Genomic DNA, 26,978 nt, shown 5'->3' on the forward strand with positions numbered 1-26,978 from the left:
CAGGTTAACGGTTATAAGTGATCTTTTTCATGACCATTCTAAATTTGCCCGTATGAGGGTTGCACCCGGGCAATGCCTGCTTTACGCCTGCCGAACACGTGGTGATAATTGACAAAGTAATTCGTAAGCTATTGTTCCTGCAGACAAAGCAATGGATTCTACCGGAATATGTTGACCCCATAATTCGACCGGATCATCAATAGTAACTCCCGGACAATCCGTTAAGTCGACAGTCAGCATATCCATTGAAACCCGGCCGACAACAGGCGCACAAACTCCATTCACCCAAACCGGTGTATTTTGTGCCACATGCCGCGGGTATCCATCACCATATCCCACCGCAACAACACCAAGCACCGAGGGCCTGTTTGTCTGCCAGGTACCGCCATAACCAATTCTCGCCTGGGCAGGACAATGATGAATAGCACTGATAGCAGACACAAATCGCATCACCGGCATCAACCCTAAACGCTGGCCAGTCTGATTCATAAAAGGGGAAACACCATAGAGCATGATGCCTGGACGTACAACGTCAGCATGGGTATTCGGTAAAGTCAGAACAGCTGCGGAGTTAGCAATGCTTTTTATCATTCTGACTTCAGGCAATTGAAGGCTTTTAAATAAATTTAATTGATTTTGGTTAGCTGGATTATCAAGCTCATCTGCGCAAGCAAGATGAGTCATTAAACCAATTTCAGACTCCACCCAGGGACAATGCGTTAATGCATTAATAATATTGTAAACTTCCTCTGGCGCAAAGCCTAAGCGATGCATCCCGGTGTTTACCTTGACCCATACCTTGATTTTATTTGCCAAAGGGGTATTCAATAACCATTGCAACTGGTGGGGTTGATGGATGACGCACTGCATGTCATGAGTCGCTGCTGTCTGGAGTTCATCAGGGCTAAACACGCCTTGGAATAATATACAATGACTACGCAGACCCAATGCGCGGATCGCCATAGCTTCTTCAAGGCAGGCAACGCCAAAAGCATAAACCTCTCCCTCAAGAACAGGGGCAACTGATGATATACCACAACCGTAGGCATTTGCTTTGACCATGGCAATTACTTTAGCCTCAGGAGCACAACGCCTTACCTGCTTGAGATTATGAAGCAGAGCCCTGGAATCAATATGTACGCGAGTAGGCCTTGTCACTAATCAATCCCCTGGTAGCCATTAAAAGCCAAATCTTCAAAACGCGTATATTTCCCAAGAAACGCAACCCTCACTTTGCCAATAGGGCCATTACGTTGCTTTGCAATGATAAGTTCCGCAACCCCTTTGTCCAGACTATCCTCATTGTAAACTTCGTCCCTGTAAATAAAACAGATTAAGTCAGCATCCTGTTCGATTGCTCCTGATTCACGTAAATCAGACATGACAGGACGTTTATCCTGACGTTGTTCAAGGCTGCGGTTTAACTGTGATAATGCGATAACCGGTACTTTTAATTCTTTAGCCAATGACTTTAAGCTACGGGAGATTTCTGAAATTTCTGCTGTGCGATTATCGGCCTTAAAACCTGGTACTTTCATCAATTGCAAATAATCCACAACGATAAGTCCCAGCTGACCATGCTCTTTAGCTAACCGCCGCGCACGCGCACGTAACTCAGCGGGGCTTAAGGCTGCAGTATCATCAATAAATAATGGCGCTTCTGATAATAAATGCACGGCAGACGTTACTCTTGGCCAATCTTCATCTTCAAGTTTGCCCGTCCGAAGACGATGCTGATCAATGCGGCCCAGGGAAGACATCATCCGCATTGCCAGAGAATCTGCAGGCATTTCCATAGAAAAAACCAATACAGGTTTTTTTTCTGTTATCGCTGCATGCTCGGCCATATTCATCACCAGCGTTGTTTTTCCCATTGAAGGTCGTCCAGCAACGATAACCAGGTCCGAGGGCTGCAAACCCGAAGTTTTTTCATCAAAATCAGACAAGCCTGTTGCCAAACCAGTAAGCGCATCGCCGCTATGATAAAGCGCATCAATTTTTTCCACCGCCTTAACCAGAATGGATTTAATGCTTTCAGGCCCACCATCTCCGCCTGTCTGTTCAGCAATAGCAAATACCTTGGTTTCAGCAAAATCTAACAATTCGGTAACTTCCCTGCCCCCAGGATTATAGGCTGAATCTGCAATGTCATTCGCTACGCCAATTAACTGACGCTGAACTGATTTCTCGCGTACGATCTGGGCATAAGCAGTAACGTTAGCGACACTCGGCGTATTATTAGCCAACTCAAAAAGATAAGTTTCATCACCAGCATCGTCAAGTTGGCTGGTGGATTTCAAAATATCCAGTAAAGTTACTACATCAAAGGGTTGTTCTTTCTTCGCTAATTCTGCGATGGCACGGTAGAGAATTCTATGTTCTGTACGATAAAAATCAGCTTCACACAGTGTTGAACTAATTTGATCCCAGACCTGATTATCCAGCATCAGGCCGCCAATAATCGCCTGCTCAGCCTCGGCTGAATGAGGTGGCAACTTTAACGGCTCAACCTTGCTTTTTCGTGTTAGAACTTCTGACATGGCATCTGCAAAAATTTGTGTGTCATCTATTGTACTGCTGAATGAAAAAAAAGACACACCCGGGGGCAATTAAAGTGCGATTTTGATTAAGGTCTTATCCTGGCATCCTCAATGCTTGTTGAGCATCGGCCAGGAAAGCAATTATTTAATCGCACTCGCCTCCCTTCGTGTGTCTTTGGAGTAAAAAAATTCAACTCAGCTAACGAGTCCAGATTTGGGTCCGGCCAAGCGCTGAAACACCAACATACCCGCGAACGTGTAATTGGTTACCTTTCATAGTCATTTTGGCACGATAAATCTTGCCTGTTTTGGGATCAAGAATTTGTCCACCATCCCATTCCCCGTTCCCTTTATCCTTTAATCCCCAAACAAATCGCAAGCCCTGAATAGGTTTGTCTTTAAACGCCCCCGGACATTTGGAACAAATCCCAGTGTCTCCTGGTTGAGGATAAACTTTCACAATAGTGCCGTTTAGAGTGCCACCTGATACAGTAATCCGCACAACAGCCCTTTTCTTACCTGTCTTGTCATCGATAGTAGTCCAGGTTCCAGCTGGCGACTGAGCCAAAGCAACAGGTAAAAACATTACCGTCAACATAAACGCAAGCAACGCCTTCCATTGTCTCATGAGGGTTTCTCCATAATTTTCCCAAGAAAAAGAATAGGCTATGATTTGGACATTTGCAATCCCTTTTTCTATGGTAGAAATTACAGCCAAGTTAAAAGAGTCCTTCTGGTGAAACTAACGCTAAACCATATCTGATGGCTAAGGAGGAAGCGGCATAAAAAACTGTTCAATATCTTGACTTGTCAAACCCATCATCTTACCCGCATCCACCGAAAAAAGACCTTCAAATAATTGCCTTTTCTTCTCCTGCATCGTTAAAATAACCTCTTCTACTGTTCCTGCAGTAATTAGTTTATAAACGAACACCGGATTTTCCTGGCCTATCCGATGGCTTCTGTCAGTCGCCTGATCTTCCACAGCAGGGTTCCACCAGGGATCGTAATGGATAACCGTGTCAGCACGCGTTAAATTTAATCCTGTCCCACCCGCTTTAAGGCTGATTAGGAAAACAGGAATATCCCCTTCCTGAAAGGAATTAACAAGAGCCTGTCTATTTTGGGTTTGCCCGGTTAACTTTAAGTAAGAATAGTTCTTCTCTATCAATCGTCCTTCTATTAATTTAAGCATGGAAGTGAACTGGGAAAATATCAGGGTGCGCCTTCCTTCATCGACAAGGCTTTCCAGCAATTCCATTAATGTATCCAGTTTCGCAGAGTTATCATAAGCGATTTCAGCAGCAGGGATTGATAATAGCCTGGGATCGCAACAGACCTGTCTCAGCTTCAATAATGCATCTAAAAAAAGAATATGACTTTTTTCCATACCTTGCCTGGCAATTGCTTCACGGACTCTTTTCTCCATGCTTAAACGAATTGCTTCATAAAGATCACGCTGAGTCCCGGTTAATTCAATAGTGCGGGTCATTTCCGTTTTCGCTGGTAATTCGCAAGCCACCTGGTTTTTTGTTCGCCGCAGCACAAAGGGCTGAACTCGTTTGGCTAACAGGATTTTTCTTTCAACGTTAGCCTGCTTTTCAATCGGATTTTTAAAAAATTGCCTGAATTGCTTGGCATCACCCAGCAAACCCGGCATCAAAAAATTGAATAAGGACCAAAGCTCGCCCAAATGATTTTCCAGAGGAGTGCCTGAGAGACAGAGCCGATGCCTGGCTTGAATCTGCTGGATAATCTGGGTGGTTTTGGTGCGGGCATTTTTAATGCACTGGGCTTCATCCAAAATCAGATAGTAGAAAGGGTACTCTGTAAAGCGGCTCTTATCCCGCTGAATCAAACCATAAGTTGAAACGACCAGGTCATAATCATCGAAATTATCATGATGACGTTCAGCCCCATGAAAAATTAATACCTTCAAATCAGGGGTAAAACGCCTCGCTTCTTCAAACCAATTACCAACAAGACTGGTTGGTGCGACAATAAGGCTTGCCTTGCCTAATCGTCCCTGATCTTTTTCTACCAATAAATGCGCAAGTGTCTGTATGGTTTTTCCAAGCCCCATATCATCTGCAAGAATCCCTCCAAATTGACTGCAACGTAAAAATTGCAGCCAGTTCAATCCTTCATGTTGATAATCCCGTAAGGTTGCTCTTAAATTTGGGGGACTTTTTACCGCAGGAAGAGCGCTTAATGTCGCTAATTGTTGCAATTGCTGCCGTATCGTTTGTACACCAAGCCAACGGGTAGAAACAGCGGCCATTGCCTCTTCTGTTTCCTGCATCAATATCAGTTGGTAGCGGTTAATTTGCAGATGGTCTTTATTTTTTGCATAACGCGTTCCATATTGAAGAAGAAAACGAATCAAAGGTTTTATCCGGCCTAACTGAACCTGCAACATTTTCCCACCGGACAAAGGCATTTTCACAGGTGTTTTATCAGGCAAGGTATCAATGTTTTCCTTATCCATCCTGCCAATCAAGTCTACTACCAGGGGAACAATACTGACTTGCTTACCGTCAATCAAGATACCCAGCTGATAAGAGAAAAAATCATTCCCTCGTTCTTCAACCTCTGAAAACCATTCTATTTCTTCGCCGTCAATCAGTTCCTGGTAGATATAATGAGCAAATTCAATTTTCCATTTTTTCTTTTCCAGCAGGGGGAGAACTTGTCTGTAAAAACGTGGTAAATCATTTTCATGGAAGTGAGCCAATATCCTTTTATTATCTAGACTGGTGTCTGACCATAATTTTTCTCGGATTAAAGGGCCGCGAAGATTCAGTAACTGGGTAATTTCCCTGTCAATTTCTTTCTCTACAGGGAAATTGCGGGGTATTTCCACTAACTTGTTTTTTTCTCTGTATTTAAGAGAAGTACTCGTTTCACCCTGAGCCAATCTTATGTCCGCGTATTCAAAAAAAAGATCAACGGTAAATAGAAAATTGTTCTTTGTGAGAGGGTCATCAAAAAAATCAGCATTTTTTGGTAACTCAATTGCATCAAAATGAATAACCGCTTGTGGATAGATATGCCGGGTTTCCCTGGTTTGATAAACAGTTGGAGCAGGTAACTCAGGGTTAATCAATGCCAATTCGCTGGCTATCAGAGGAGCTTCTTCAAGGCTCACAGAGGAAAAATTAAATACTTTTTTAAGATCACCAAGTGAATAAGGGACGTCTAATAAGCCAAGACAATTATTCTCCTTATCAAAATACCAGGCCTTATCCAAAAAAAGTGGCAGCACTTCTTTATTATAATTGGTTTTAAGAACGGGATACTGTATTCCCTGAGGCGTAAGATCCCAGGTTACAGTGACCGGCAATGGATTTCCCAACACCAAACCTGGCTCATTATCAACAGACAGATAAGCCCTTCTGGTTAATAGTATTTGCTGTAGTAGATCGCTGTTTCTGATTGCCACGCGATCCAATAAGCCATGACTATAATTTTTCAATGATAAGGCAGAAACAATTTCTGTATCTTCCGAAGTAAAATATTGTCTTCGACTGGTCGTAATGGTACTAAATACTGTTTTTTTACCCACCCCTCCCCTCTTCAATCGCTTTACAATCGCCAATTGAACGATTATCTGGTGATTAGAGGCTGCTTGATGAGGCGCTAAAAGATAAATAATCTCATGGGTAGTATCTTTTACCGTTTTTATCTCTTTTTCTCTTAAGGTCGTTAACCAGGAATTTAAAGACCCCTCTGATTTTTGACTGTCGGGAAGAGGTATTTGATAATTTTCCCGAACTTGTAATGAAAATAAGCTTGCAGCAGCATGCTTGCAGTTTAATTTATACTGACAACTGCAACGCGCAGGCACACCGGGCCAGGATTTCAGATCAATATGCACATCGTAAATATAACTGGAATGCCCTTTGACACGCGCTTTAAGTAATCCATCACTAAGACGAATATTTAATACATGTCCTTTTTGCTGGTACTGCTGGCCATGCATCAATACGGTAGGTAAAAAAACATCCGCCATCCGTGTTAATGCCTCTTTAAGCATACAACTATCTTCCCGAGATAAACCTGCAAGTATAACGAACTTGAATCAATTTTAATATTAAATAACCAGGAAATTACTTAATTTGATAAAATTATAATAACCAAATAGACCTAGATCTAAGCTGAAGATACGATTAAACGTGTAGAATAAAGCCTGAATTGAAAACTGCACTTTTAATCGAACCCAAAGAATCTTTTAGCCCACCGCTGATTTTTGATATTATCAGCCAGAAATTATTTACCCTTATTTATTAAGTAAACAGCAGGCTTTTCAATGATAAAAATACTCATGGCTCAAATTAATCCGACAGTCGGAGCTATTTCTGCAAATCGGGATAAAATCATCAGCATCGTTCAAGCTTATCAGAAAGACCATGACATCATTGTTTTTCCTGAACTTGCCCTCACTGGTTACCCTCCTGAAGATTTATTATTGCGACAAGATTTTCACCAACAAACCAATCAAGCATTATCGGCCATCCAGGCCATGACTGGCAACTGCCATATCGTCATAGGTCATCCGCATCTTCAACAGGAAAACTGCTTTAATGCAGCGAGTGTTTTTTTAAATGAAACACGGGTTGCTCTTTATCATAAGCAGAATTTACCCAATTATGGTGTATTTGATGAGCAGCGTTACTTTACCCCGGGAGAGGCAACGCCCTGTATTCTTTCTATTAAAGGTTACCAGCTTGGGCTTTGTATTTGTGAAGACCTTTGGGATGAGGGGCCTGTTGAGCAACTGTTACAGGCGAAAGTTAATGGGTTTCTCTGTATTAATGCTTCCCCTTTTGACTATACCAAACAAGCTTTACGGGAAGAATTACTGAAAAATTACGCTAAACAAGGCCTCGCCATTGTTTATGTCAATCAGGTTGGCGGTCAAGACGAGCTGGTTTTTGACGGACAATCGATGGCATTTGATTCTCAGGGTACACTTTGTGCCCGATCACCGGCATTCAAAGAACACCTGCAAACTATTATCCTGAAAGATCACAAGATAAGCGGCGAAATTGCGCCTTTATTCAATGAAGATAAGTTAATTTATGAAGCCCTGGTTTGCGGTACACACGATTATGTAGAGAAAAACGGCTTTTCAGGCGTCCTGATAGGATTATCAGGTGGAATTGATTCAGCCCTGACACTAACCGTTGCGGTAGATGCCTTAGGTGCATCACGGGTCGATGCGGTGCTGATGCCATCTCGCTATACGGCCGACATGAGCCTTGAAGACGCCAAACAGCAAGCAGAAACCTTAGGGGTTAAAAGTACTATTATTCCTATTGAAGCTGTTTTTAACACTTTCCTTGACAGCCTGGCTCCCTCTTTTTGGGGGTATAACCCAGACACAACGGAAGAGAATCTTCAGGCAAGAATTCGTGGGGTTTTATTAATGGCCTTGTCCAATAAAACAGGTAAAATGGTACTGACAACCAGTAATAAAAGCGAAACTGCTGTGGGTTATGCAACCTTATACGGCGACATGGCAGGAGGCTTCGCTGTGCTAAAAGATGTGCTGAAAACCCGGGTTTATCAACTGGCTCACTACCGAAACAGCCTGTCCTCTGTTATTCCTGAACGGGTATTGACCCGTCCTCCTTCAGCAGAACTGGCTGCAAACCAAACTGATCAGGATAATTTACCTGAATATGCAATATTAGATGCGATTATAAAAGCGTACATGGAAGGTAATTTGACTGCAGACGATATTATCCAACGAGGTTATTCCTCTACAGATGTTCACAAGGTTATTCGTTTAATCAAACAGAATGAATATAAACGACGTCAAGCTGCACCGGGAACTAAAATATCGCCAAGGGCATTTGGCAAAGACTGGCGTTTGCCGATTACTTCAGGATTTAAATCCTGATTTTTCATTCAACAGCCATAAAGAATAGTCAAGCTCCCATAACCAAAAGAGAGCTTGATTTTTCCATAAACGTATTAATGTCTGAAGGGATTGTCTTGAGGGGTATTGCCGTGCTCCAAATGAATTTCTTCCTTCCTGGCTTTGGGCACATGTCCAAATAAACCTGCTATTGCAAATTGGGTTACATCCAGCTTATTTGGCAAGGGTCTGGAATTTTCGGCACTTTTAACCAGTCTGGTTCCCATTCTTTTAGCCAACATAGTATCCACTACCGAATAATCATCCATCTTAAGGCGGGATACTGGTGGTCTAACTGCTTGATAAAAAGATTGCTTATTCGTTGCTTTTATTTCGGCAGTAATTTGTTCACGAAGTTGATCCCTGATATTCATCATCAAAGCTCCAGCAGATTGATTATCATTCTCTGCCAGAACCTGATGGAAAAGCTCCCAACTATCCGTGTTAATTTTTAAATTAATACCTCCTTTTTGTCGCTGGTATAAAATCCATTCACCCGTTACATCCGGCTCCCTTGTTAAAATATAAGTTCCGGGAATTAGCTTATAGGGAGGAATTTTTTCACACTCATCCGTAGCAATTAAAGCAATACCATGTTGTTTCTGCAGAAGATCCCTGACATTAATTTGTTTATTCTCATCCACCTCATGCCGAGTATTGACATGCCTTAGATAGGTTTTAAGCCTTAAAATATTATCAGACGACCAATCGGGCAATTGATTTACCCAGGCTTGAAATTCAGGATAATTTCCTAGTTTAACCGGATTGCTTCTCCCTAAACTGTCATACCAGGAAATTTCAATCAGGGCATCATTCTGGAGCACGACATAGGTAGAGATCAAATTCTTTACCGCAGAAGATTCCGGGTTTATTAATACCTGGGTCTTATGCAGTAACTCCTCCACCAGCCTGCCACATTCTGCTTTAATTTTAAGCAGTTGACGAACAGCGTTTCCTTCAGCAAGCAGGGGTAACTCAATTTTTGCCAACAAGCCTTTAAGCTCACCCTCGATAAGTAAAGAAACAGGTTTTCCTGTCAAGTCATACCAGGCTAATTCCCATTGGGGCGATTGAGAAGATGCTCCACTCTCTCGCAAGAAAAAGGCTTTTTTTTCAGGATTTTTCATCGCAAATAACCTGGCAGCTACTGCATCAGTAAACAGACTTATGTCTTCTAATTGCCTGTTTTTTCCTGCACACATTGCCGCTAATTCTTTTTTTCGTTCCGCCGCCTCCTTCTTGGCGCGCTGCTCTTGATTGACAAGCGATTGAATGTCTTCTGTAATCAACTCCCTTAAGGGTGGAATAATAACTTTAATCAGATAGTCATCACTTTCCTTGACATATCCCTCAATCGAATTAATTAAAAAAAGAAATAATTGTGTATTTGCCGAGGTAGATTCCCATTCTCCACTACTGACAAACTTTTGAAACTCCTGCAAACGGATAATGATATCGTCAAAATTTTTTAATGTTGATATTGTGTTATTAAATTTCTCAGAGCTATGACGAGTGTGCTGATATATCCACCAAAAATAAGATTGCTTGTATTGATTGTATTTACCCTCAGCCTCCATGAAAGCATTGACAACAGCCCCGCTTGAAATATAATCGACTAGTTCCTTGGTGAAATCCTTTAGGTTGTATATTATTTTACCAGGCATCTTCCTGCTCCTTTTTCCTTGTGGCCATCTACCATCTTACTCCATCAATCAGGTAATACAACAGGATGAAGGCTTTTTTTGATTATTCTTCGTTAACCATGTTTCTTTGGCAGTCATCTTACCTGTCCCTACTCATTTATTTATCAATTAATTCATTCTATAGATGGTCAGCAAATGCTGCTTGCAAAATCAAGACAAACCGCTAACATTGAGTTGCTTTAAATAACAATAAAAAAGGGATGTCATGAGAATTGCATTTTTTTCAGCGGCTTTATTCGCTTCTGGACTGGCTTCGGCCGCGGTACCGATTGATGGCTGGTATGCCAGTGTTTTTGGCGGTTATACTTATTTACCTGATAATCTTACTAATACTACCTTTGGTGTTTTGCGTGCTCACCCTTCCTACAATAATGGTTATAATGCTGGTGGACGCATAGGGTTTCAAAGCACACCACTACGTTATGAGGCAGAAGTCACCTACGTCAAGGCAAATCTTAATAAATTTAAAATTAACAATGCCAGACAATTAGGAGTCGACGGTGAGTCTACAGGCACCTTTGCGATGGCAAATGTTTATTATGACTTCCCTGAAATGGTTCCTTGCATATCCCCATTTCTTGGCGTTGGTATCGGGTATGGTTATGTAACAGCCCGTCTTAATGGCCGTGGTCCCATCGGTCTTTCCGGTCCTCTTATTCCTACTCGCTTTAAGGTTAACGATAATGTTTTTTCATATCAGGCGACCGCTGGCATTACTTACAACTTTGCTGAAAGTTATGCAGTAAACCTCGCCTATCGTTATATAAGCACAGAGCGTGCTGACGGTTTTGGTAAAGTTTTTCAAGCCAACCTGGCAAGTGTCGGGGCTGTTTTTCGATTTGATGGCGCCAGCTATAAATAAGTAAGGATAAATCATGAAAAATTATCTTAAATTGGGACTGGCAGGACTTATGCTTGCTAATAATGCTGTATTTTCTTACGCACCTGCAGAAGGCTGGTATGTTGGACTAACCGGCGTAGGCAGTTATGTTCCGGATCTTGATTTTACTGTTCCCCACGCAACCGTAAACCAAATGAATAACAGGCTTATCAGCAACGGTTTTTTACCCCTGGTCAGCCATCCTGTAGGTAAGATTGATTACTCATTCGGAGGCGGAGGCGCGCTTCAGCTTGGTTACCGTTACTGTGGTTTCCGTTTTGAAGGAGAGCTATTACTTAACTATAATCCTTACAATGAAATCCTCATTGGTGGCATTCCTTTCAAAAAGAAACAATATATTCTAAATCCCTCAGGGCCTGCCCCAATCCTCTTTCCTTTTAGCATGAGCGGGCATAGTCAGCTTGGCGCTGGCATATTCAATGTCTATTATGATTTCTATAACCTTCAAAGTGACGATATAACCTGGATACCTTATGCTGGACTAGGAATAGGTTATGCATCTGTCCGCAATCAATTTACTATTAATTACAATTTTATCAATCCTACTACGGGACTTAACAATTTCACCTCCGTCTTTAGGCTCAGAAGTAATACTTCATCACCCATAGGTCAGGCAATTCTCGGCGTCAGTTATGTATTGGATGATACCTTCTCTGTCGGGCTGGATTATCGCTACATGAGCACTAAAGAACTTAGCAATTTTAATGAGCGCTTAACCATGCATACCGTTAATCTGAATTTCAATTACTGGTTTAATGCATAAGGGGCTGGTTTTTATTAAAACGATATAAGCACTTGCTTATATCGTTCCTCTATTAAAATGCTTTTATAATAAGACGATTCTTTCTTTAAGGTTAAAAATGACTTATCTGATAGCGCCCTCTCTCCTTTCTGCCGATATGACCCGTCTTGGGGAAGAGGTGGCGGCAGTCATGCAGGCAGGAGCAGATCTCATCCATTTTGACGTTATGGATAATCATTATGTCCCTAATCTTACTTTTGGACCTGTCATTTGCGAAGCATTGCATCAGCGTTTTCCCAAAGCCATCATCGATGTCCATTTAATGACCAATCCAGTTGATGAGTTGATAAGCCAGTTCGCCAAGGCAGGAGCCAACCGCATCAGTATCCACCCTGATGCAACTATTCATCTTGATCGGAGCCTACAGCTTATCCATCAGCAACAGTGCAAAACAGGCCTGGTATTAAATCCTGCAACACCTCCTGAATGCCTTCAATGGTGTATCCATCGGTTAGATTTTGTGTTGGTAATGACTGTCAACCCTGGTTTTGGCGGTCAACAATTAATTCCAGACACCATTCATAAAATCAAATGGATCAAACAACAATATCCACATCTGCCAATTTGTGTTGATGGTGGGGTTTCACTTGAAAATATTGCACTTTTAGCAGAAGCAGGAGCTACCCAATTTATAGCGGGTTCTGCTATATTCTCAACAGATGATTATGCCAAAACGATAGCTGCAATGCGGCTCAAATTAGCATCAATTTGATTAGGTTCTGTGAACAAAAATTTTCACAGAACCTGGAAAAACTAATTTTTGCAATATTGACTGCACCAGAATTGGTTCTGCATAGCCATTGGTAATAATACCTATAATTATCAATTAAAGTATTTTCTTTTTCTGGACGAAATAAGAGGCTATGAGAAAAACATTATTAATAATCCCTATGCTGTATCTGGCAGCAATAGCCTATGCCTTTTCCGGTGAAGCCTATTTAAATCGATTCACTGCTTATTATCAATGGAGTCAAAATCTGCCAGATAATCCGGACGCAGAATTCTTAGCCTTTATAGAGGATAATACACCGCTGTCACAAAAATTACGTGAAAAATGGCTCTACCACCTTGCCAATAAAAAAGACTGGATAAGCTACGCCAAATATTATAAGCCCTCAGAAGAGGTCGGCTTGCAATGCTATGCGTTAATGGCTAAATATCAGTCAGGAAGGCAACAGGAAGCACTCAATGCAATAAAACCCTTTTGGCTTCAAGGAGACTCTCAGCCATCAGCATGTAATGAGCTATTCAATTTATTGTTAAAAGACGACAAATTTGATGAAAGTTTGCTTACAAAACGCATTATTCTGGCTTTAGACAAACGAAACCTCGCCTTAGTGCGCTACTTGTTAAAACAATACAAGCAACCGCGAATCAAAGATGAGCAATTATTAATAAGCATTTATCAAAACCCTTCAAAAATTACTGAACTACAAGCTGGCGAATTGCATAATTATTTTTATTTATATGGATTAAAGCGCATGGTGTCCATGAATATGGATCAGGCTATAAAATATTGGCAAAGCGAGAAAACCCAAAATTTATTGACACAAGCTCAAAAACAATCTTTCCTTACTCATCTTGCACTTTATAAAGCCATGCGCAATCATGAGGATGCTCCATTTTGGTTTTCCCAAATAGAGCCTGCTTATTACAATGATACCCTGCTTGATTGGCAAATTCGTTATGCACTTAAACGTTTACAATGGCCTCAAGTAGAAAAATTAATCACTTACTTTCAGGACAAAGAAAATCCCTGCTGGCAATATTGGCTGGCGCGCTCACTTGAAGCACAGGGAAAAAAAACCAAAGCCAAAGAAATCTATCATTCTTTAGCGCAAACAAGACACTATTATGGTTTTCTTGCCAGCCTGAGAATTAAATCGGCACTTAACTTTGAAAATGAACCGCCCATTAAGGACATGTCAGTACTCAAACCTTATCAGCCCTTTACTGACAATATTAAATCACTTTACGACAGCAAGCAGGAAGTCCAAGCGTCCAGGTTATTAAATGATTTTATTAGTGAGCTTCCCAAGAAAGATAAAAGTGCCTTGGCTTATTGGATAGCCAATAATTTACAATGGCACGGAAAATCAGTTTATTTAAGCAATACCGAGGATTTAAATAATCAATTATCATTACGCTTTCCTCTTGCATACCGTACAACTGTTGATGAATTCTCGAAAAGCTACAGTGTTTCCCCGGAGTTTATTTATGCCATTATCCGTCAGGAAAGTGCGTTCCGTGGCAATGTAGTATCCCCTGTTGGAGCCCGCGGCCTGATGCAAATCATGCCTGCAACTGCAAGTATGGTAGCCAAACGTGAAAAAATCGCTTACGCAGACAAAGCCCAACTTTTCTCTTTCCAGAAAAATATTAATATCGGCGTGGCTTATTTAAAACAGCTGGCTCATCAATATAATAAACATCCGGTATTAATAGCAGCGGCTTACAATGCAGGTCCCCGCCAAGTCAACTATTGGTTAAAAAATCACCCGCCCAAACAGATTGACATCTGGATTGAGACACTACCCTGGCAAGAGACCCGTAACTATTTGAAAAATGTCATTGCTTTTTATGCCGTTTATCAATACCGCATGCAGGAAAAACCTGATTTACGCACATTTATGAAGCCCCTCTAGCCCGGGATAATTAAGTTTATATTTTATATACCTTACCAAATCCACCATCATGGAGACAAGATGACGGTAGTTTGCCATTTTTTAATAGCAGGTATTTGGTTCCAATATACGGAAAAGAGAGGGTGAATCTCAATTGATATTGGTTTTTTTTTGAACTATCATTGAATCATGGATAGTATTTGTAGCTCGGCTAACATTCTCATTAAGGAAGCCAGATTTAGAGGCATTGTGTGCATTGCTAATAGCAAAGAAGCCTGACATGTCTCAAGAGGCGTCCACTTTTCTGACAAAAGAACTGCACACGCAAATACTATCTGCCTCTCCTCTATTTTACTCCATTCAACATAACATTTGATTCTATTTCCTGTTGTTGTAAAAGAATATCCTGCTTGAATGGGTTTAATTTTTGAACAAAAAAACCTATGACGTTACGTCCCACCCAATTTTCCTGACCGTCAAACCGCTTCAGCGAAGTAGCCCTTTGACTACTAGCCACGAGAATCTTGTTGATATAACTAAAACAATCATTTTCTCCTGGCTTCAATTTCTTGATCATATAATCCATTGTACAAGCATGCGTTAGTTGAAGTTGCTCATGCATGGCCAACATTTCCACAATCCTCTTACCACTAACAGTTCTTTTTTCGATCTGGCTAATGGGGCGTTGTAAATCATTCCGACCAGTAGAGAACTCAATAACCAAAGGTTTGCCTTCGGGCTTAATCAAAATTTTTATAAATGCATGATGCCCTAAGTACCCTTCAAGGGTTTCGCTAATAAACTGTGCCTTAAAGGTGGCTATTTCATAACAGATATTGTTGGCTAAAAAGGCATCCAGAAGGTCTTGGTTACCTTGAAAATAATCATCCAACAGTCTCTTTTTCACACTCTCTTCATAAAATGAAAAGGGTTGTTGCTGTTCTAATGTACTAATGCAACTACTAATACCATCAAGACAAAATTTAATTTGTCTGATTAATTCATTTTTAAATAGCTTCTTAGGCAGTCTGAATCCAATCGCCGCACCCAACGTACAGCCTGTAATCAACCCTATAGCAAAAGAAGAAAAGGGATTATTCAAATTCCATAGGCCTCTTGCCAAACCAGCAAAGCCGCCAATAATTCCGCTGGCTGTGCCGACTAAAAGAGCAGAAATACCACTCCCTAAATTCAGCAGATTATATCCCACTTTGGTTGTCAAAGTATTGGTTTGTGCCAAATCGACAAGGCGCTGATAGCTCCCGCCCATTGATTCATAAGAGGTGCCTGAAGAGGATGTTGTAATCGACTCGAGTGCATTAACCAAAACCAGAAGCTCCACAAGAAAATTTCTTGTGAAGTCGGTATTCGTCTCCTTTATCGAATTAACTAGTAACAATAAATAATACTTTACTTCGCTAGAGGGTAATCCCAGGATTTTGTCAGTACAGGTAGGTATCAAGTTATTGTATTGATCTTTCTTCATCCCGCTTCCTTGTGTCAAATTTTTGATTATAGCGCACTTAAAATACGAAAGAACAGGAAATATTGAACTCATACCTTTGTGGATCCCGTGGTCAAGCCACAGGGACTCAAAAATGGCTAAAGTCGAGATATCTGATGAAATAATAATTGAAAAAATAGTGTATTTAGTTAGTGAATTAAGTTAAAAATACAAGATCCAATTAAATCATGGAGATTAATAAAATGAAATTATTTTTCGCAAAAGGAGCTTGCTCGCTGGCTGTTCGCATTGTCATTAATGAAATAGGCATAGATTCTGACTATGAGAAAGTCGACTTAAGAACAAAAACGACAGAAAATAATCAGGATTTTTTAAAAATTAATCCCAAAGGAGCTGTGCCAGTACTTGAGTTAGACAATACTCAACGACTTACTGAAAATGTCGTTATTCAACAATACCTGGCCGATAAATTTAAGGCAAAGGAATTACTCCCTCCCATCGATGATTTTAATCGTTACCGCACATTGGAATGGATGAATTTTATAACTACAGAACTGCATAAAAATTTCTCTGGTTTATTTACTCCAGCTATTCCCCAAGAAATAAAGGATAACGTTATCATTCCCTTAATTAAGAATAAACTGAAGGTAATTGATAAGCAGCTACAACACACTTATCTTTTGGGAGAGCACTTTACTCTGCCTGATGCCTATTTGTTTGTGATACTTTTATGGGCGCCTGGTTTTAAAATTGACTTAAAGGAATGGGATAACCTGCCTCGCTATTTTAAAAATCTTAGCCAGAGAGAGTCCATTCAAAAGTCGTTAAAACAAGAGTCTCTCGAAATTGTCTGAACGAATCAAGAAGGCAGATCCGCTAGGCGCTCTGCCGCCTTCTTCTTTAAACTGCAGTAGAGCCTCGAGCGCACCTACCTCCGAATCAACTGACTAAGAGTATTACAAGGCTACGGGCTCAATCAATTTTCGGGCGAACAATAAGAACATCACACTCTGCACCATGCAAAATAGCGTTTGCCGTTGAGCCAAGCAGCAGTGCAATTCCATGCTTACCATGACTACCCGTAACAATTAAATCCACTTTCTTTTCTTTAGCTACACGTAAAATTTCGTTTTTTGTTGAGCCAAATTCAATCATGCAATGAGTACCATCCACCCCAAGTTTTTTCGCAAGGGCAGTAAGTTCCTTCTCCGCCTGCTCACGTATCGAGACCTCTACCTCGGCAAACCCTGCAAAACCAGGATAAGCATATGCCGGAATGGGTTCTACAACATGTACCAACAGCAGATCAGCCTTATTTTCATCAGCAATCTTTTTAGCCTTGTGGGCTGCCTTTACCCCTACTTCATCAAAGTCTGTCGCGAATAATACCCTTTTGTACATGTTTCTCTCCTTGGCCATGCTTAATTCTATAGGAGTTTACTATAAAATTAGTCTTGCTTAAATTTATAATAGTAAAGTTCAGGTGAAAATCATAATTTGATAGTGAAGTACACAAACAGGAATCTTCACTACACTCAGGATGGCGAGTTTATACGGATTAAATATTAAATTAATCTAAAATCCCATAATATTCACCACTAGCAAAGGGAATTTACCCTGAATTATTTCCAAAAATCAATCCAAAGAATTTACAAACCCATCGTATAATGGTATTAAGCACAAAAACCGGGGTGCTCTTTCTATTTAAAATTGCTCTAAACGCAAACTGAGTAGTAAGGGCTGAGAGATACCCATTGAACCTGTCGGGTAATTCCGTCGTAGGGAATGATTTAATGCTGTTAGATATCGTTGGGGCACTCGCTTCGTTATTAGCGACTTATTATTTTATTCGCCTTACCAGTAAAGCATGGCCTGTCAGCCTTTTGGCTATTTGTTTAAATAGCTGGTTGTATTGGCAAAAAGGGATCTATGCTGATATGCTGCTTGAGCTTTTCTACTTTCTAAGCACCTGCTATGGCTGGTATCTTTGGCGTAGCCCTGCTGAAAAAAGAAATGTAAACGCTAATCTGCAACCATCTAAGAAACAGTGGCTGCTGCTTGTAAGTTTTATTGTTTTTCTTTTCGTTATTATTCTAAATTTATTATTAACCTTTACCAACTCCAATATTGCCACACTAGACTCCCTTACCGCCACTTTAAGCTTGGCCGCCCAATGGCTGCTGTGTCATAAAATGATCGCCACCTGGGTGCTTTGGTTCATTACGGATGCCATCTACGCCTATATCTACTTCCATAAACAGATACCCTTTCATGGCATACTCATGCTTATTTATATGGTAATGGCAGTAATTGGCTACCTTACATGGGCAACTCAAGCCAAGTCCAGACCAAATCAGAAGTCAAAAATATCAAAAAACCTGCTAGCCGACAGATCCTAATTCGGATGTAGAACGAATCCAGGGTTTAAAGCGGGCAAAACTGGCAGGCAAATGGCGAAGCTTTCGCTTGGCATATTGCATCTGACCATAGTCTCCGAACGTTAATACATACCAGTCAGCACCCTGACGCTTTAATGCCCATATTTTAAAATTATTTTTTAAGTGGTGCTTTTTGATAAAACGCTTGACATCCACCAGTCTCGGACTTGCAACAAGCTGGATGGTATATCGCTCTTTCACGGGAACGTGATTCCGAATACCTATCACAGGTTGAATGATTTGCTGAGGAAGCTCCCTGGATGCAATAGCCTCTCGTTCCAGGATAGCCGTTTCCTTTAATGAGTCTGTTGTTATTGTTTTCGGAATCACAACGACTTTATCCATAATCACCAATGAAGTATCGTTATTAACTTCATCATCAAGTGCTACCTTAAACTCTCGCTTCAGCGGCAATGGCTGCACTACTTGCCTTGCAGCAGCAATATGAAAAGCAGGAATAAAACTAACCTTTTCCCCACTGTCATAAGCGGGTATATAACTGGCCAAAATTTTCTGCTTTGTTGATGGCATTCCAGGTATAACAGAGGGCAAGGGTTTGCTAACTACTGCCTCCTGTACTTTCCCAATCGAACTTTTATCAGACCTGAATAAGTCTTGATTTTTCCAAATATAACCTGAAGCCAATAAAGCCACTAAAAAGGTGGCAGCTATCCCGGCATATCGCGAAGAAACCCTTTCTCTTAAAGGAGGATGCAGTGATTCGGTAGAAAAAAAGTCAGTCATCCGAGCATTGATGCGAGCCATATTACCACCAGTTAGCTGATAAAATTGCTCCTTGCGCTTATCCGACATTAGCTGCTCCGTGTGGCTGGAAGATGGCAACGCACTTAAAAGGTAAGTATTGAGCTCGCTTTCTGTCAGAGCACCTGGTTCTATGATATGGACTAGTTTATCAAACAGATTTGTTTCTAATTGATTCAAACTTACCATTAAACTAAAATCCGAGACTGGACAAAGGTGAAAAAAACAGGGGCTTTCTTGCTGATTTAGTTCAATCAATACTTCTTTTAAAAAAGTATCAGGAAGGTATTGCGCATTATCAAGAATAACCAAAACATGACTCTTACGCTCATTGATTTGTCTGATTAAATTCGCAACCGTTAACTCAGCATCAACTCGCAAATGAAAAACAGCAGCCAGCTGGGTTAACAAACCAGTCTGGTCAAAGGGAGAAACAATATTTACAACATGCGATTTTATTGAATACTCCAGTCCCGCCTGCAGTAAATTTATAAAAGTAGTCTTGCCGCCGCCTTGCTCAGCCATAACTACTATCATTGCATTATTAAAAAGCACCAGATGATTAATAAAGTCTATCTTTGTAAGCCATGAACCAGGTTTTAAAACAGACTCAACAAGGGTAGGACTCTTATTCTCTGATTCCTGAATTACACTTTGCATCATGACTCTCCTTCCATTGCAGCTTGCAGTACTGAGCACAGCAATTCATTGGATACCCTATCCTCAATGTAGCAATCGCCTGCCGCTCTCATTAATATAAAGCGCAAATTTTTATTTTCTATTTTTTTATCCTGCAACATTAAACCACGTAGTTGGTCGATATCAATATCTTTAGGGATGCGTCGCGGTAAGCTTGCCATAACCAACATCTCATCAATCAAACTCACAGTATCATCGTCCAGATGAGCACATTGCCGAGACAGTAGTGCAGCGCAGTAGAGACCAATTGCAACCGCTTCTCCATGAAGCCATCGCTGGTAATGAGTATACGCTTCAAGTGCATGGGCAAATGTATGGCCGAGATTTAACAAAGCACGCTTACCCGTGGTTTCTTTTTCATCTTCCTGTACATAATCCACCTTTATTTGGCAGCAGTTGCTAATAATAGCCTGCAGGGCTTCAGGAGCACTCTCCTTAATCCCATTTTTGAGAAAGTCATGCACCTGATCTAAAAATTTTCCGCCTGCCAATAAAGCGCACTTAATAACTTCTGCAAATCCTGCCTGAAATTCACGTATTGGTAATGTTTTCAACGTGTTTAGATCAATAATCACTGCTGCAGGTTGATAAAAACTGCCTATCATATTTTTTGCTTGTGGATGATTAATCGCGGTCTTACCGCCAAGGGCAGCATCTACCTGTGCCAGCAAGGTAGTTGGTATCTGTAGAAACCTTACCCCACGTTGATAAGTGGCTGCCGCAAACCCGGTGATATCGCCGACCACCCCCCCTCCGAGAGCAATCAATGTCGTATCACGGTGATGTTCCTCAGCGATTAATTTATCGTAGATAGCAAATAAACTTTGCTGATCCTTAAATTCTTCACCGTCTTTTAATATGACTACATCACATTGCCTGTCACTAAGGGCTGTCTGTAAATAACCAAGGTAAAAAGGAGCAATTGTGCTATTAGTTACGATTAAAACCTGTTTTCCAGGTAAATATCGCCGCAACAAAGCCTCATCTTCCAAAGCGTTACGCCCTATAACCACGGAATATTCGTAGCTGGGTAAACGGACTGGCAGCTCTTTATATAAATCAAATTTCGCCATAGATGTACTTGATGATATTGTTTGCTACAGCCTTAACGGTTAATTTATCTGTTTCAAAGCTGATATCGGCAAGTTCATCATAAAATGGCTCCCGCTCATCACGCAACATCTCAAGTCGGCCTTCCAGATTATCAGTTTGCAAAAGAGGACGCTTGGTATCGCGTTTAGTGCGTTCATATTGTTGCTGTAAAGAGGTTTTAAGATAAATAACCGTACCACGACCAGCCAAAGCATTACGATTTTCGGGGGTCATTACAACACCACCGCCTGTTGCCAGCACGATATTGTTTTTCTGTGTTAACTCATCAATAACTTTCTGTTCTCGACGACGAAATCCCTCCTCCCCTTCGATATCAAATATCCAGGAGATATCAGCACCGGCACGCTCTTCTATTACTTCATCAGAATCATAGAACTCAAGCTTGAGCTCTTTTGCCAAAGTACGGCCTATCGTGCTCTTACCTGCTCCCATAGGCCCTATTAAAAATATATTTCGTACTTTAACTATGCTCATTTTTAATTACACACCCCTTCATCTGAAACATAAGAAATCATCTTATGTGTGATTAACATAGTACACTCATGAGCTAACTAACAACTGCTTAACCCTGTACAGGACTGGTTTTAAACAATGCAACCGCAACGGGAAATTCCCGTTCACTTTCGTTAATTGTTTCCTGGCCAACTATCCTCTTGCAATCAATTAAACAGTTCGTTGCAGCCCCTAAAGCTCCTTACCTTTACAGGAAAGATTTTCTTGCCTCCCAAGCTTATCTGATTCCATATTTCTTGCAAATCCTGCATTATTTATCAACGTATGGCAGCGACAAGCTGTCTGATATTATCCTAGGAGTAATGAAAATGAGCAACTCCTCATTTCTAATCGCAGTGGATTGATTGCGAAACAATACACCTACAATTGGTAGTCCCCCCAGGAAAGGAACACGATTCATTTCTTTATTCTTATCTTGCTTATAAATTCCACCTAAAACAATAGTCTGACCATTATTAACCAAAACATTCGTCTGGATTTCTTTCGTTAAAATAGTCGGCACCCCATTAAACACTTTTGGTGATGGTATATCTTGATTAATTTTTAAATCCATTAAAATTTTACCATCAGGAGTAATTTGTGGTGTTACTTTCAAGCTTAATACCGCTTTTTTAAAAGCAACAGCAGTTGCACCACTCGAAGTTGCCTCTTGATACGGAATTTCTTCTCCTGACTCTATCAAGGCGGGCTGTTGATTTGTCGTTATAAGCCTGGGGCTTGATATTACTTCTCCTTGCCCTTCACTTTCAAGAGCAGATAGTTCTAAATCTAACAAGACTCCATCGCCCAACCTGGCTAAAGCAACACCTAGCGCTGGTGAAGCGAGCAGTGGACCAGTAACAAAATCAAAATTCAAGCGGTCTGCCAGTGCGCTTTTATTGTCTGTGGCGATTGTCTTTGGCAACCATTCCTTATTATTCAACCTGTCAGGGAAATCTGTTAACCTCGATACTCGGAAATGAATCCCTAAATCTCGCACAAAATCTTTTGTAACATTAACAAGACGCGCCTCAATGAGAACCTGTTTTACGGGAATATCCACTTCCCTTAGCAGCGCTTTTATTTTTTTTAAATGAGCAGCATTATCCTGAACCCAGAGTTGATTGGTCCTGTTATCGGCAATCACCTTGCCTCTTGAGGATAATAATGTCATTTTATTTTGCAATAAGATAACCAAATCAGATGCCTTTGCATAGTTAATTTGAAATAAATCTGACTTTAAGGGAGTTAAATTTTCTGGTTTTTGCCGTGCATGGATTGATTTTTTATTAGAATTAATATTCGCCCCTGCAGGGGCAATTAGCAGGATATTATCTACTTGGCTCTTCTCTAAAGACTGGGTTAATAAAATAATATCTAATGCTCGCTCCCAAGGTACATCATTTAAGTTTAAACTAATATCTCCGGTTACTTTATCGCTGACAATGATATTCATACCACTGAATTCCGCCAGCAAGTGCAAAGCAGTCCTGGTTTGAATTTTCTGGAAATTCAATGAGATACGTTGTGATTTAATCCCCTCGTTAATACTATTGCTTTTAAACCTCTCATTATTGGCAAACAAACAATTATCAAGAAAAATGAAGGCTAACAATATAAAAACAGTTTTCGCGATATGGTCTCCTATGAATTTAGAAAACCTCAAACTGCTTGGCACGCCATTCTCCCTTCTCAAATATTTGCTCCTCTAATACCAGCGACTTCATCTTGATATCAATAATTTTCATATGTCCTTTATCAATATATTCTCCTGGTTTAAAATGCATTATTTCTCCATCAGATTTTCTTATTAAAGCCCAAATTGAGTCCTCGTTTTTAAGTGCGCCAACAAATTTTAAGTCCTTCATACTCTGTAATAGGTTACCATTACCCACCTTGGAATAATTTTCATTTAATTCAAAAGGACTTCTTAATTTCCTGTTACTCTCGGGATAAGAATATTTTTCAACCGCTTGAAATTTCCATGCCAATTTATTATCTCTGAGTAGCTTGTTAATTGATTTACTCTGTTCCTCTATTTCTTTTTTACTGACTGAATCACAAGAGGTTAGTAGTAAAATCAAGTAAACGATTATTAATTTTTCTTTTCTCATTTATAAAACGTTCGAATAAATTTTTATCTTGACTTTCATTGATAATAGATCAGATGGAATTTTCTCATCCTTAAGCGAAGTTAACTTGCTAATAAGCAGTTCATCGAAAGTGATAAGATATGGCATCTCAGCCACTTTGCTTAAAAATGAAGCCAATTGATGATAATTAGCAGTCACCGTCATTGTAATGGGAATTTCAATGTAAAATTCATGCTTTTTTTCCAGTAAAGAAGTAAATGTCTTTATCGAAAGATTATTATCCATTGCAATTTTAAAAATTTTTTGAACTATCTCTGTTTTTTTATTTTCATCCAATGTTTTTTTTAATACTTTATTGAAATCATAGCTTAATTTTTTTTCTTGTTCCTTATAAAGGTTGGTTTTATACCCCACTTCTGAGTAATGCCTTATTTTTTCATTCAGTCTATTACCTTTTTCCACTGAATCAACATAATTGAATCCATTGTAAAACATCCTTATTGTCAACGTTATTGATAGGGTAATGAACATTAATTTTCTTTTTGATTCTATTGATTTTAATTTATTTTTTATTTCCATTTTATGAGAATCCACATGTTTTTTTATTTAAAATTTATTTTTGCTACAATCCTGAACGAAAAACACCAGAAATCATTCGAGTTAACTTCAACAATTGATGATTTTGAAACCCATTCTATTTTTCCAATTTCATTAACAAATAACCCAATAAAATCCTCTTTTCCTGAATAACCATCAACGGTTAAAATCCCATTAATTATTTCAATTTTTTTAAGGGTTAATTCTGGTGGAGTAATGCCAATTAGAATATCAAAAAAACGCACAATAAAAACGGATTTCTTTTGTATTTCAATCAAAGTTTCTAAGCGATAAATCAGTGAGTTTCTTATATTTATTAATTTTTCTAATTCCTTTAAATTAATGTCTGTCTTTATAGATTCCCTTTCTAATTTCTGATTATATTTACTCAATCCATTAAGCTGATAATTAACATAACAATCTAATATTACTGTTAAGCTAAAAGAAAAAATAATAAAATACCCCAAATTTCGCTTAATCCTGGTTTTCCTTTGCTCACGCCAGGGAAGCAAATTGATAGCAGACATTAATCCAAACCTCTTATAGCCATACCACAAGCGATAAGAAAGCAAGGGGCCATTTCCACTACTTTAGCGTATAGTTCCTTGGCGATAATCATCTGCTTGAATGGATCAGCCAAACTGGTGGATATCCCCAGTTTTTCCTGGATATAACCCGTTAAACAAGTTTTTTTTGTTATATTATCCGTTAAAAAAAGATGACTAATTGCAAGATGGGTTTGAGATGAGAAAAATTGAAGCATTCTCTTGATCTGCAATACAATAAAGTCAGGATGGCAATTGTGGATTTTTTGATCAACCGCATTCCATCCTTCGAGCAACGGAGTATTGCCAAACCTTTCCTCATGAGTAAAAATTATTTTGCCTTGGTACAAGACATTCAGGTAAGTAAATTGTCCATTTTGACGAATAAAAGCAATTGCATGTTCTTTGGCAGCTAATTCTTTAACAAGCAGTGAAGCTACATATTCAATCGCCCTGGATTCAATTTCAACAACTCTCGTCACTAACCCTGCCCTGGAAACCGCGTCAACCCGACTGGTTATATTTTCTGCCTTACAGGCAATAACCAATATATCTAACATGGCATGATTGGCAGTGGATGAGCCCTGTATTAAGAAATCCAGATAAATTTCTTTAACAGAATAAGAAAGATGCTTGCTTGCCTCTGTTAAAACTGCTTTTTCAATTTCCGAATTACTAACATTTCGTCCAATTTGAATCGTTTTAGTAATAACCATCGAATCTGGAACGGCAAGAACAACAGATTTTATTGGTGGACAGGGTTTGGAAAAAAGGCTTTTAAGGCAATGGACTAAGCCATCCATGTTTTCAAGCTTATCATTGATAATGACACCAGGAAGCAAATCACTCTCCCTTGCGTCTACAACATAATAATTATTTTTAGTGCCCGAGAGCAGAACAGCCCTTACCGATGTTGCATTGATATCCAGACCAACGCTGAGGCGATTCGGTGACTTAAACCACTGAAACACTTGAAATTCCCTTATCTTGAATTGGACTTGGTTATAAGCAGCTATTTTCCATTGAAGCTTCCTATTGAAAGTAAATATATCCTAACCGTATAAAAAAGAAAACAAAATTTTAGTAAAACTATTTTGGGTTACATTAATCTACCTGTCCAACACTTGCACTCTTCGGCTTGTTTAAATATAGTGAATAACCCCGGATTATTGATTTACCCTACATTTGTTAAAAGGAGTTAATATGTCAGACTTACAAAAGGTTATTCATTCGCTTTGTGAAGTAATCATCGGCTACAACGAGACTCAAACTGGAAAAGTTTATTCCCTTGAAGAGTTACTCAAACAATCTGATTCTGATTTCCTGAAAAGCCTTGAAGCAATCCTCAAAGACGCTACCAAAAACTGGCCAATCAGGACAGGTTTACTTAACTATATACTGTTTGAAATCAAGGAACTCAAACCGCTTGTTGAACAGACACATTTATTAACCACAGAAGAAGAAAAAAAAGTAAAAGAGAATTTAACTGACCTGCTCGTCAATATAAAAAAATTATTAGAAACTTCAAAAAGTGAGAACGTAGAAGTGAAATATGCCGGCAAAAGAGAAGAAATGCCCGGACTAAAATTATGGGGACTTTGTAACTCTGGACAGCTCCTTAAGAAAAAATTACTCGAACCTTTAAAACTGGATTCAGACAAAATAGTCGAGCACGATATAACAAATCTTGTTATCGCTCTGATTAGCGACCACCTGAAAGAGATAAAACAACCGATTATAGAAAAACAAAACGAAGTTCTAACAGAAACATTAGAAACAGTGCTAAAAGCAAATACTTCATTAACTGAAGAAAACCTTATTTTAAAGAAGGCTGTTGCGCAGTTAACTAGCGAAAAAGAGGATTTGAGTAATAAATTTGCATCATCAGAAGAACGATGCAAAGCGTTGCAGCTCCAGCTTGATAAGTTAATGGAAGAAAATAAAAGCTTAAAAGAAAAGCAAGAGCAATCACTGGAAAAGCATCTCTCACCTGAAAAGACTGCCCCTGGATCAGGAGAAAATTTAAAACAAGAGAAACCAAAAGAGCACGGAATTTACACAAACCCACTATACCCCAGGAGCACTATGTATACCATGTTTAATACAACATTCTCCCAGCTCCCACTAGCACAAGGCAGGCCAGAATCAGTGCTGGCATACCTTATTTCAAAAAATAGAAACGAAAATCTTCCTTCACCTGATTTACAAAAGACCGAAAAACCCCCTTTTCAGTAAGGGGAATACATTCATTATAACATTCCCTTTATTTTAATCTCATCAC

Annotated in this window: 23 protein-coding genes and 1 riboswitch; of the genes, 8 read left to right on the forward strand and 15 right to left on the reverse strand. The window is 39.7% G+C overall.

Annotated features, from left to right (window positions below):
• Positions 1-81: 81 nt before the first annotated feature.
• The 4 genes from alr to E1O65_RS02775 form a co-directional block, all read right to left on the reverse strand.
• Positions 82-1,158: an alanine racemase gene (alr, locus tag E1O65_RS02760; protein ID WP_133132071.1), complete on the reverse strand. Its 1,077-nt coding sequence runs from the start codon at positions 1,156-1,158 to the stop codon at positions 82-84.
• A complete protein-coding gene (dnaB, locus tag E1O65_RS02765) occupies positions 1,158-2,540 on the reverse strand; it encodes a replicative DNA helicase (protein ID WP_133132072.1) in 1,383 nt (460 codons plus the stop codon). The genes alr and dnaB overlap by 1 nt, the downstream gene beginning before the upstream one ends.
• A gap of 199 nt (positions 2,541-2,739) precedes the next feature.
• Complete coding sequence (locus E1O65_RS02770) at positions 2,740-3,168, reverse strand: DUF2147 domain-containing protein (protein ID WP_133132073.1); 429 nt, start codon at positions 3,166-3,168, stop codon at positions 2,740-2,742.
• 138 nt (positions 3,169-3,306) lie between these two features.
• Entirely contained in the window at positions 3,307-6,576 is a 3,270-nt protein-coding gene (locus E1O65_RS02775; protein ID WP_133132074.1) for a DEAD/DEAH box helicase, read from the reverse strand.
• A 273-nt stretch (positions 6,577-6,849) separates the two neighbouring features.
• Here E1O65_RS02775 and E1O65_RS02780 point away from each other — a divergent pair, with 273 nt between their 5' ends.
• Entirely contained in the window at positions 6,850-8,445 is a 1,596-nt protein-coding gene (locus tag E1O65_RS02780; protein WP_133132075.1) for an NAD+ synthase, read from the forward strand.
• 74 nt (positions 8,446-8,519) lie between these two features.
• On the opposite strand, the gene E1O65_RS02785 is transcribed toward E1O65_RS02780, so the two are convergent.
• Positions 8,520-10,127, reverse strand: a complete 1,608-nt coding sequence (locus E1O65_RS02785) for a hypothetical protein (protein ID WP_133132076.1) — start codon at positions 10,125-10,127, stop codon at positions 8,520-8,522.
• Between the two features lie 244 nt (positions 10,128-10,371).
• On the opposite strand from E1O65_RS02785, the gene E1O65_RS02790 reads away from it, so the two are divergent.
• From E1O65_RS02790 to E1O65_RS02805, 4 genes are all read left to right on the forward strand, one after another.
• Positions 10,372-11,028: an outer membrane beta-barrel protein gene (locus tag E1O65_RS02790; protein ID WP_133132077.1), complete on the forward strand. Its 657-nt coding sequence runs from the start codon at positions 10,372-10,374 to the stop codon at positions 11,026-11,028.
• A 13-nt stretch (positions 11,029-11,041) separates the two neighbouring features.
• Positions 11,042-11,830 carry an outer membrane beta-barrel protein gene (locus E1O65_RS02795; RefSeq protein WP_133132078.1) on the forward strand — a complete coding sequence of 263 codons (789 nt, stop codon included), beginning with the start codon at positions 11,042-11,044 and terminating at the stop codon, positions 11,828-11,830.
• Between the two features lie 97 nt (positions 11,831-11,927).
• On the forward strand, positions 11,928-12,581 hold the full coding sequence (gene rpe / locus E1O65_RS02800; RefSeq protein WP_133132079.1) for a ribulose-phosphate 3-epimerase: 654 nt from the start codon (positions 11,928-11,930) through the stop codon (positions 12,579-12,581).
• 151 nt (positions 12,582-12,732) lie between these two features.
• Positions 12,733-14,514 (forward strand): transglycosylase SLT domain-containing protein, encoded by a 1,782-nt coding sequence (locus E1O65_RS02805; protein WP_133132080.1) that lies wholly within the window; start codon positions 12,733-12,735, stop codon positions 14,512-14,514.
• 325 nt (positions 14,515-14,839) lie between these two features.
• Here the strand turns inward: E1O65_RS02805 and E1O65_RS02810 are convergent, their stop codons facing one another.
• Complete coding sequence (locus E1O65_RS02810) at positions 14,840-15,979, reverse strand: hypothetical protein (RefSeq protein ID WP_133132081.1); 1,140 nt, start codon at positions 15,977-15,979, stop codon at positions 14,840-14,842.
• A 221-nt stretch (positions 15,980-16,200) separates the two neighbouring features.
• Here E1O65_RS02810 and gstA point away from each other — a divergent pair, with 221 nt between their 5' ends.
• A complete protein-coding gene (gstA, locus tag E1O65_RS02815; RefSeq protein WP_133132082.1) occupies positions 16,201-16,812 on the forward strand; it encodes a glutathione transferase GstA in 612 nt (203 codons plus the stop codon).
• Between the two features lie 118 nt (positions 16,813-16,930).
• Here the strand turns inward: gstA and E1O65_RS02820 are convergent, their stop codons facing one another.
• Positions 16,931-17,359 carry a universal stress protein gene (locus E1O65_RS02820; protein WP_133132083.1) on the reverse strand — a complete coding sequence of 143 codons (429 nt, stop codon included), beginning with the start codon at positions 17,357-17,359 and terminating at the stop codon, positions 16,931-16,933.
• 276 nt (positions 17,360-17,635) lie between these two features.
• Positions 17,636-17,760: riboswitch (TPP riboswitch) on the forward strand.
• Between E1O65_RS02820 and pnuC the strand changes: the two genes are divergently transcribed.
• Positions 17,752-18,357 carry a nicotinamide riboside transporter PnuC gene (pnuC, locus tag E1O65_RS02825; RefSeq protein WP_133132084.1) on the forward strand — a complete coding sequence of 202 codons (606 nt, stop codon included), beginning with the start codon at positions 17,752-17,754 and terminating at the stop codon, positions 18,355-18,357. (Overlaps the previous riboswitch by 9 nt.)
• On the opposite strand, the gene E1O65_RS02830 is transcribed toward pnuC, so the two are convergent.
• The 8 genes from E1O65_RS02830 to pilM all read right to left on the reverse strand — a co-directional run bounded on the left by E1O65_RS02830 (position 18,340) and on the right by pilM (position 25,668).
• Entirely contained in the window at positions 18,340-19,821 is a 1,482-nt protein-coding gene (locus E1O65_RS02830; RefSeq protein ID WP_133132085.1) for an AAA family ATPase, read from the reverse strand. The two genes, pnuC and E1O65_RS02830, sit on opposite strands and share 18 nt — an antisense overlap.
• Positions 19,818-20,930 carry a 3-dehydroquinate synthase gene (gene aroB / locus E1O65_RS02835; RefSeq protein WP_133132086.1) on the reverse strand — a complete coding sequence of 371 codons (1,113 nt, stop codon included), beginning with the start codon at positions 20,928-20,930 and terminating at the stop codon, positions 19,818-19,820. The genes E1O65_RS02830 and aroB overlap by 4 nt, the downstream gene beginning before the upstream one ends.
• Positions 20,917-21,444, reverse strand: coding sequence for a shikimate kinase AroK (gene aroK, locus E1O65_RS02840; protein ID WP_133132087.1), 528 nt, complete (start codon positions 21,442-21,444; stop codon positions 20,917-20,919). Before aroK ends, aroB begins: the two co-directional genes overlap by 14 nt.
• Positions 21,445-21,733: 289 nt before the next feature.
• Positions 21,734-23,140 carry a type IV pilus secretin PilQ gene (gene pilQ, locus E1O65_RS02845; RefSeq protein ID WP_242601522.1) on the reverse strand — a complete coding sequence of 469 codons (1,407 nt, stop codon included), beginning with the start codon at positions 23,138-23,140 and terminating at the stop codon, positions 21,734-21,736.
• A complete protein-coding gene (locus tag E1O65_RS02850; protein ID WP_133132089.1) occupies positions 23,115-23,576 on the reverse strand; it encodes a pilus assembly protein PilP in 462 nt (153 codons plus the stop codon). The genes pilQ and E1O65_RS02850 overlap by 26 nt, the downstream gene beginning before the upstream one ends.
• Positions 23,577-24,134, reverse strand: coding sequence for a type 4a pilus biogenesis protein PilO (gene pilO / locus E1O65_RS02855; RefSeq protein WP_133132090.1), 558 nt, complete (start codon positions 24,132-24,134; stop codon positions 23,577-23,579).
• Positions 24,135-24,157: 23 nt separating this feature from the next.
• Entirely contained in the window at positions 24,158-24,679 is a 522-nt protein-coding gene (locus E1O65_RS02860; RefSeq protein ID WP_133132091.1) for a PilN domain-containing protein, read from the reverse strand.
• Positions 24,679-25,668: a pilus assembly protein PilM gene (pilM, locus tag E1O65_RS02865; RefSeq protein ID WP_133132092.1), complete on the reverse strand. Its 990-nt coding sequence runs from the start codon at positions 25,666-25,668 to the stop codon at positions 24,679-24,681. The genes E1O65_RS02860 and pilM overlap by 1 nt, the downstream gene beginning before the upstream one ends.
• A gap of 232 nt (positions 25,669-25,900) precedes the next feature.
• On the opposite strand from pilM, the gene E1O65_RS02870 reads away from it, so the two are divergent.
• On the forward strand, positions 25,901-26,932 hold the full coding sequence (locus E1O65_RS02870) for a hypothetical protein (protein WP_133132093.1): 1,032 nt from the start codon (positions 25,901-25,903) through the stop codon (positions 26,930-26,932).
• Positions 26,933-26,978: the final 46 nt, after the last annotated feature.

Origin of the sequence: Legionella sp. W10-070 (assembly GCF_900640175.1) — a bacterium.
Lineage (GTDB): Bacteria > Pseudomonadota > Gammaproteobacteria > Legionellales > Legionellaceae > Tatlockia.

What these genes read in the sequence shown, in the direction of transcription:
- dnaB (WP_133132072.1), bottom strand. Translation starts at nt 2,540, where the DNA reads ATGTCAGAAGTTCTAACACGAAAAAGCAAGGTTGAGCCGTTAAAGTTG.
- E1O65_RS02770 (WP_133132073.1), bottom strand. Translation starts at nt 3,168, where the DNA reads ATGAGACAATGGAAGGCGTTGCTTGCGTTTATGTTGACGGTAATGTTT.
- E1O65_RS02775 (WP_133132074.1), bottom strand. Translation starts at nt 6,576, where the DNA reads ATGCTTAAAGAGGCATTAACACGGATGGCGGATGTTTTTTTACCTACC.
- E1O65_RS02780 (WP_133132075.1), top strand. Translation starts at nt 6,850, where the DNA reads ATGATAAAAATACTCATGGCTCAAATTAATCCGACAGTCGGAGCTATT.
- E1O65_RS02785 (WP_133132076.1), bottom strand. Translation starts at nt 10,127, where the DNA reads ATGCCTGGTAAAATAATATACAACCTAAAGGATTTCACCAAGGAACTA.
- E1O65_RS02790 (WP_133132077.1), top strand. Translation starts at nt 10,372, where the DNA reads ATGAGAATTGCATTTTTTTCAGCGGCTTTATTCGCTTCTGGACTGGCT.
- E1O65_RS02795 (WP_133132078.1), top strand. Translation starts at nt 11,042, where the DNA reads ATGAAAAATTATCTTAAATTGGGACTGGCAGGACTTATGCTTGCTAAT.
- rpe (WP_133132079.1), top strand. Translation starts at nt 11,928, where the DNA reads ATGACTTATCTGATAGCGCCCTCTCTCCTTTCTGCCGATATGACCCGT.
- E1O65_RS02805 (WP_133132080.1), top strand. Translation starts at nt 12,733, where the DNA reads ATGAGAAAAACATTATTAATAATCCCTATGCTGTATCTGGCAGCAATA.
- E1O65_RS02810 (WP_133132081.1), bottom strand. Translation starts at nt 15,979, where the DNA reads ATGAAGAAAGATCAATACAATAACTTGATACCTACCTGTACTGACAAA.
- gstA (WP_133132082.1), top strand. Translation starts at nt 16,201, where the DNA reads ATGAAATTATTTTTCGCAAAAGGAGCTTGCTCGCTGGCTGTTCGCATT.
- E1O65_RS02820 (WP_133132083.1), bottom strand. Translation starts at nt 17,359, where the DNA reads ATGTACAAAAGGGTATTATTCGCGACAGACTTTGATGAAGTAGGGGTA.
- pnuC (WP_133132084.1), top strand. Translation starts at nt 17,752, where the DNA reads ATGCTGTTAGATATCGTTGGGGCACTCGCTTCGTTATTAGCGACTTAT.
- E1O65_RS02830 (WP_133132085.1), bottom strand. Translation starts at nt 19,821, where the DNA reads ATGATGCAAAGTGTAATTCAGGAATCAGAGAATAAGAGTCCTACCCTT.
- aroB (WP_133132086.1), bottom strand. Translation starts at nt 20,930, where the DNA reads ATGGCGAAATTTGATTTATATAAAGAGCTGCCAGTCCGTTTACCCAGC.
- aroK (WP_133132087.1), bottom strand. Translation starts at nt 21,444, where the DNA reads ATGAGCATAGTTAAAGTACGAAATATATTTTTAATAGGGCCTATGGGA.
- E1O65_RS02850 (WP_133132089.1), bottom strand. Translation starts at nt 23,576, where the DNA reads ATGAGAAAAGAAAAATTAATAATCGTTTACTTGATTTTACTACTAACC.
- pilO (WP_133132090.1), bottom strand. Translation starts at nt 24,134, where the DNA reads ATGGAAATAAAAAATAAATTAAAATCAATAGAATCAAAAAGAAAATTA.
- E1O65_RS02860 (WP_133132091.1), bottom strand. Translation starts at nt 24,679, where the DNA reads ATGTCTGCTATCAATTTGCTTCCCTGGCGTGAGCAAAGGAAAACCAGG.
- E1O65_RS02870 (WP_133132093.1), top strand. Translation starts at nt 25,901, where the DNA reads ATGTCAGACTTACAAAAGGTTATTCATTCGCTTTGTGAAGTAATCATC.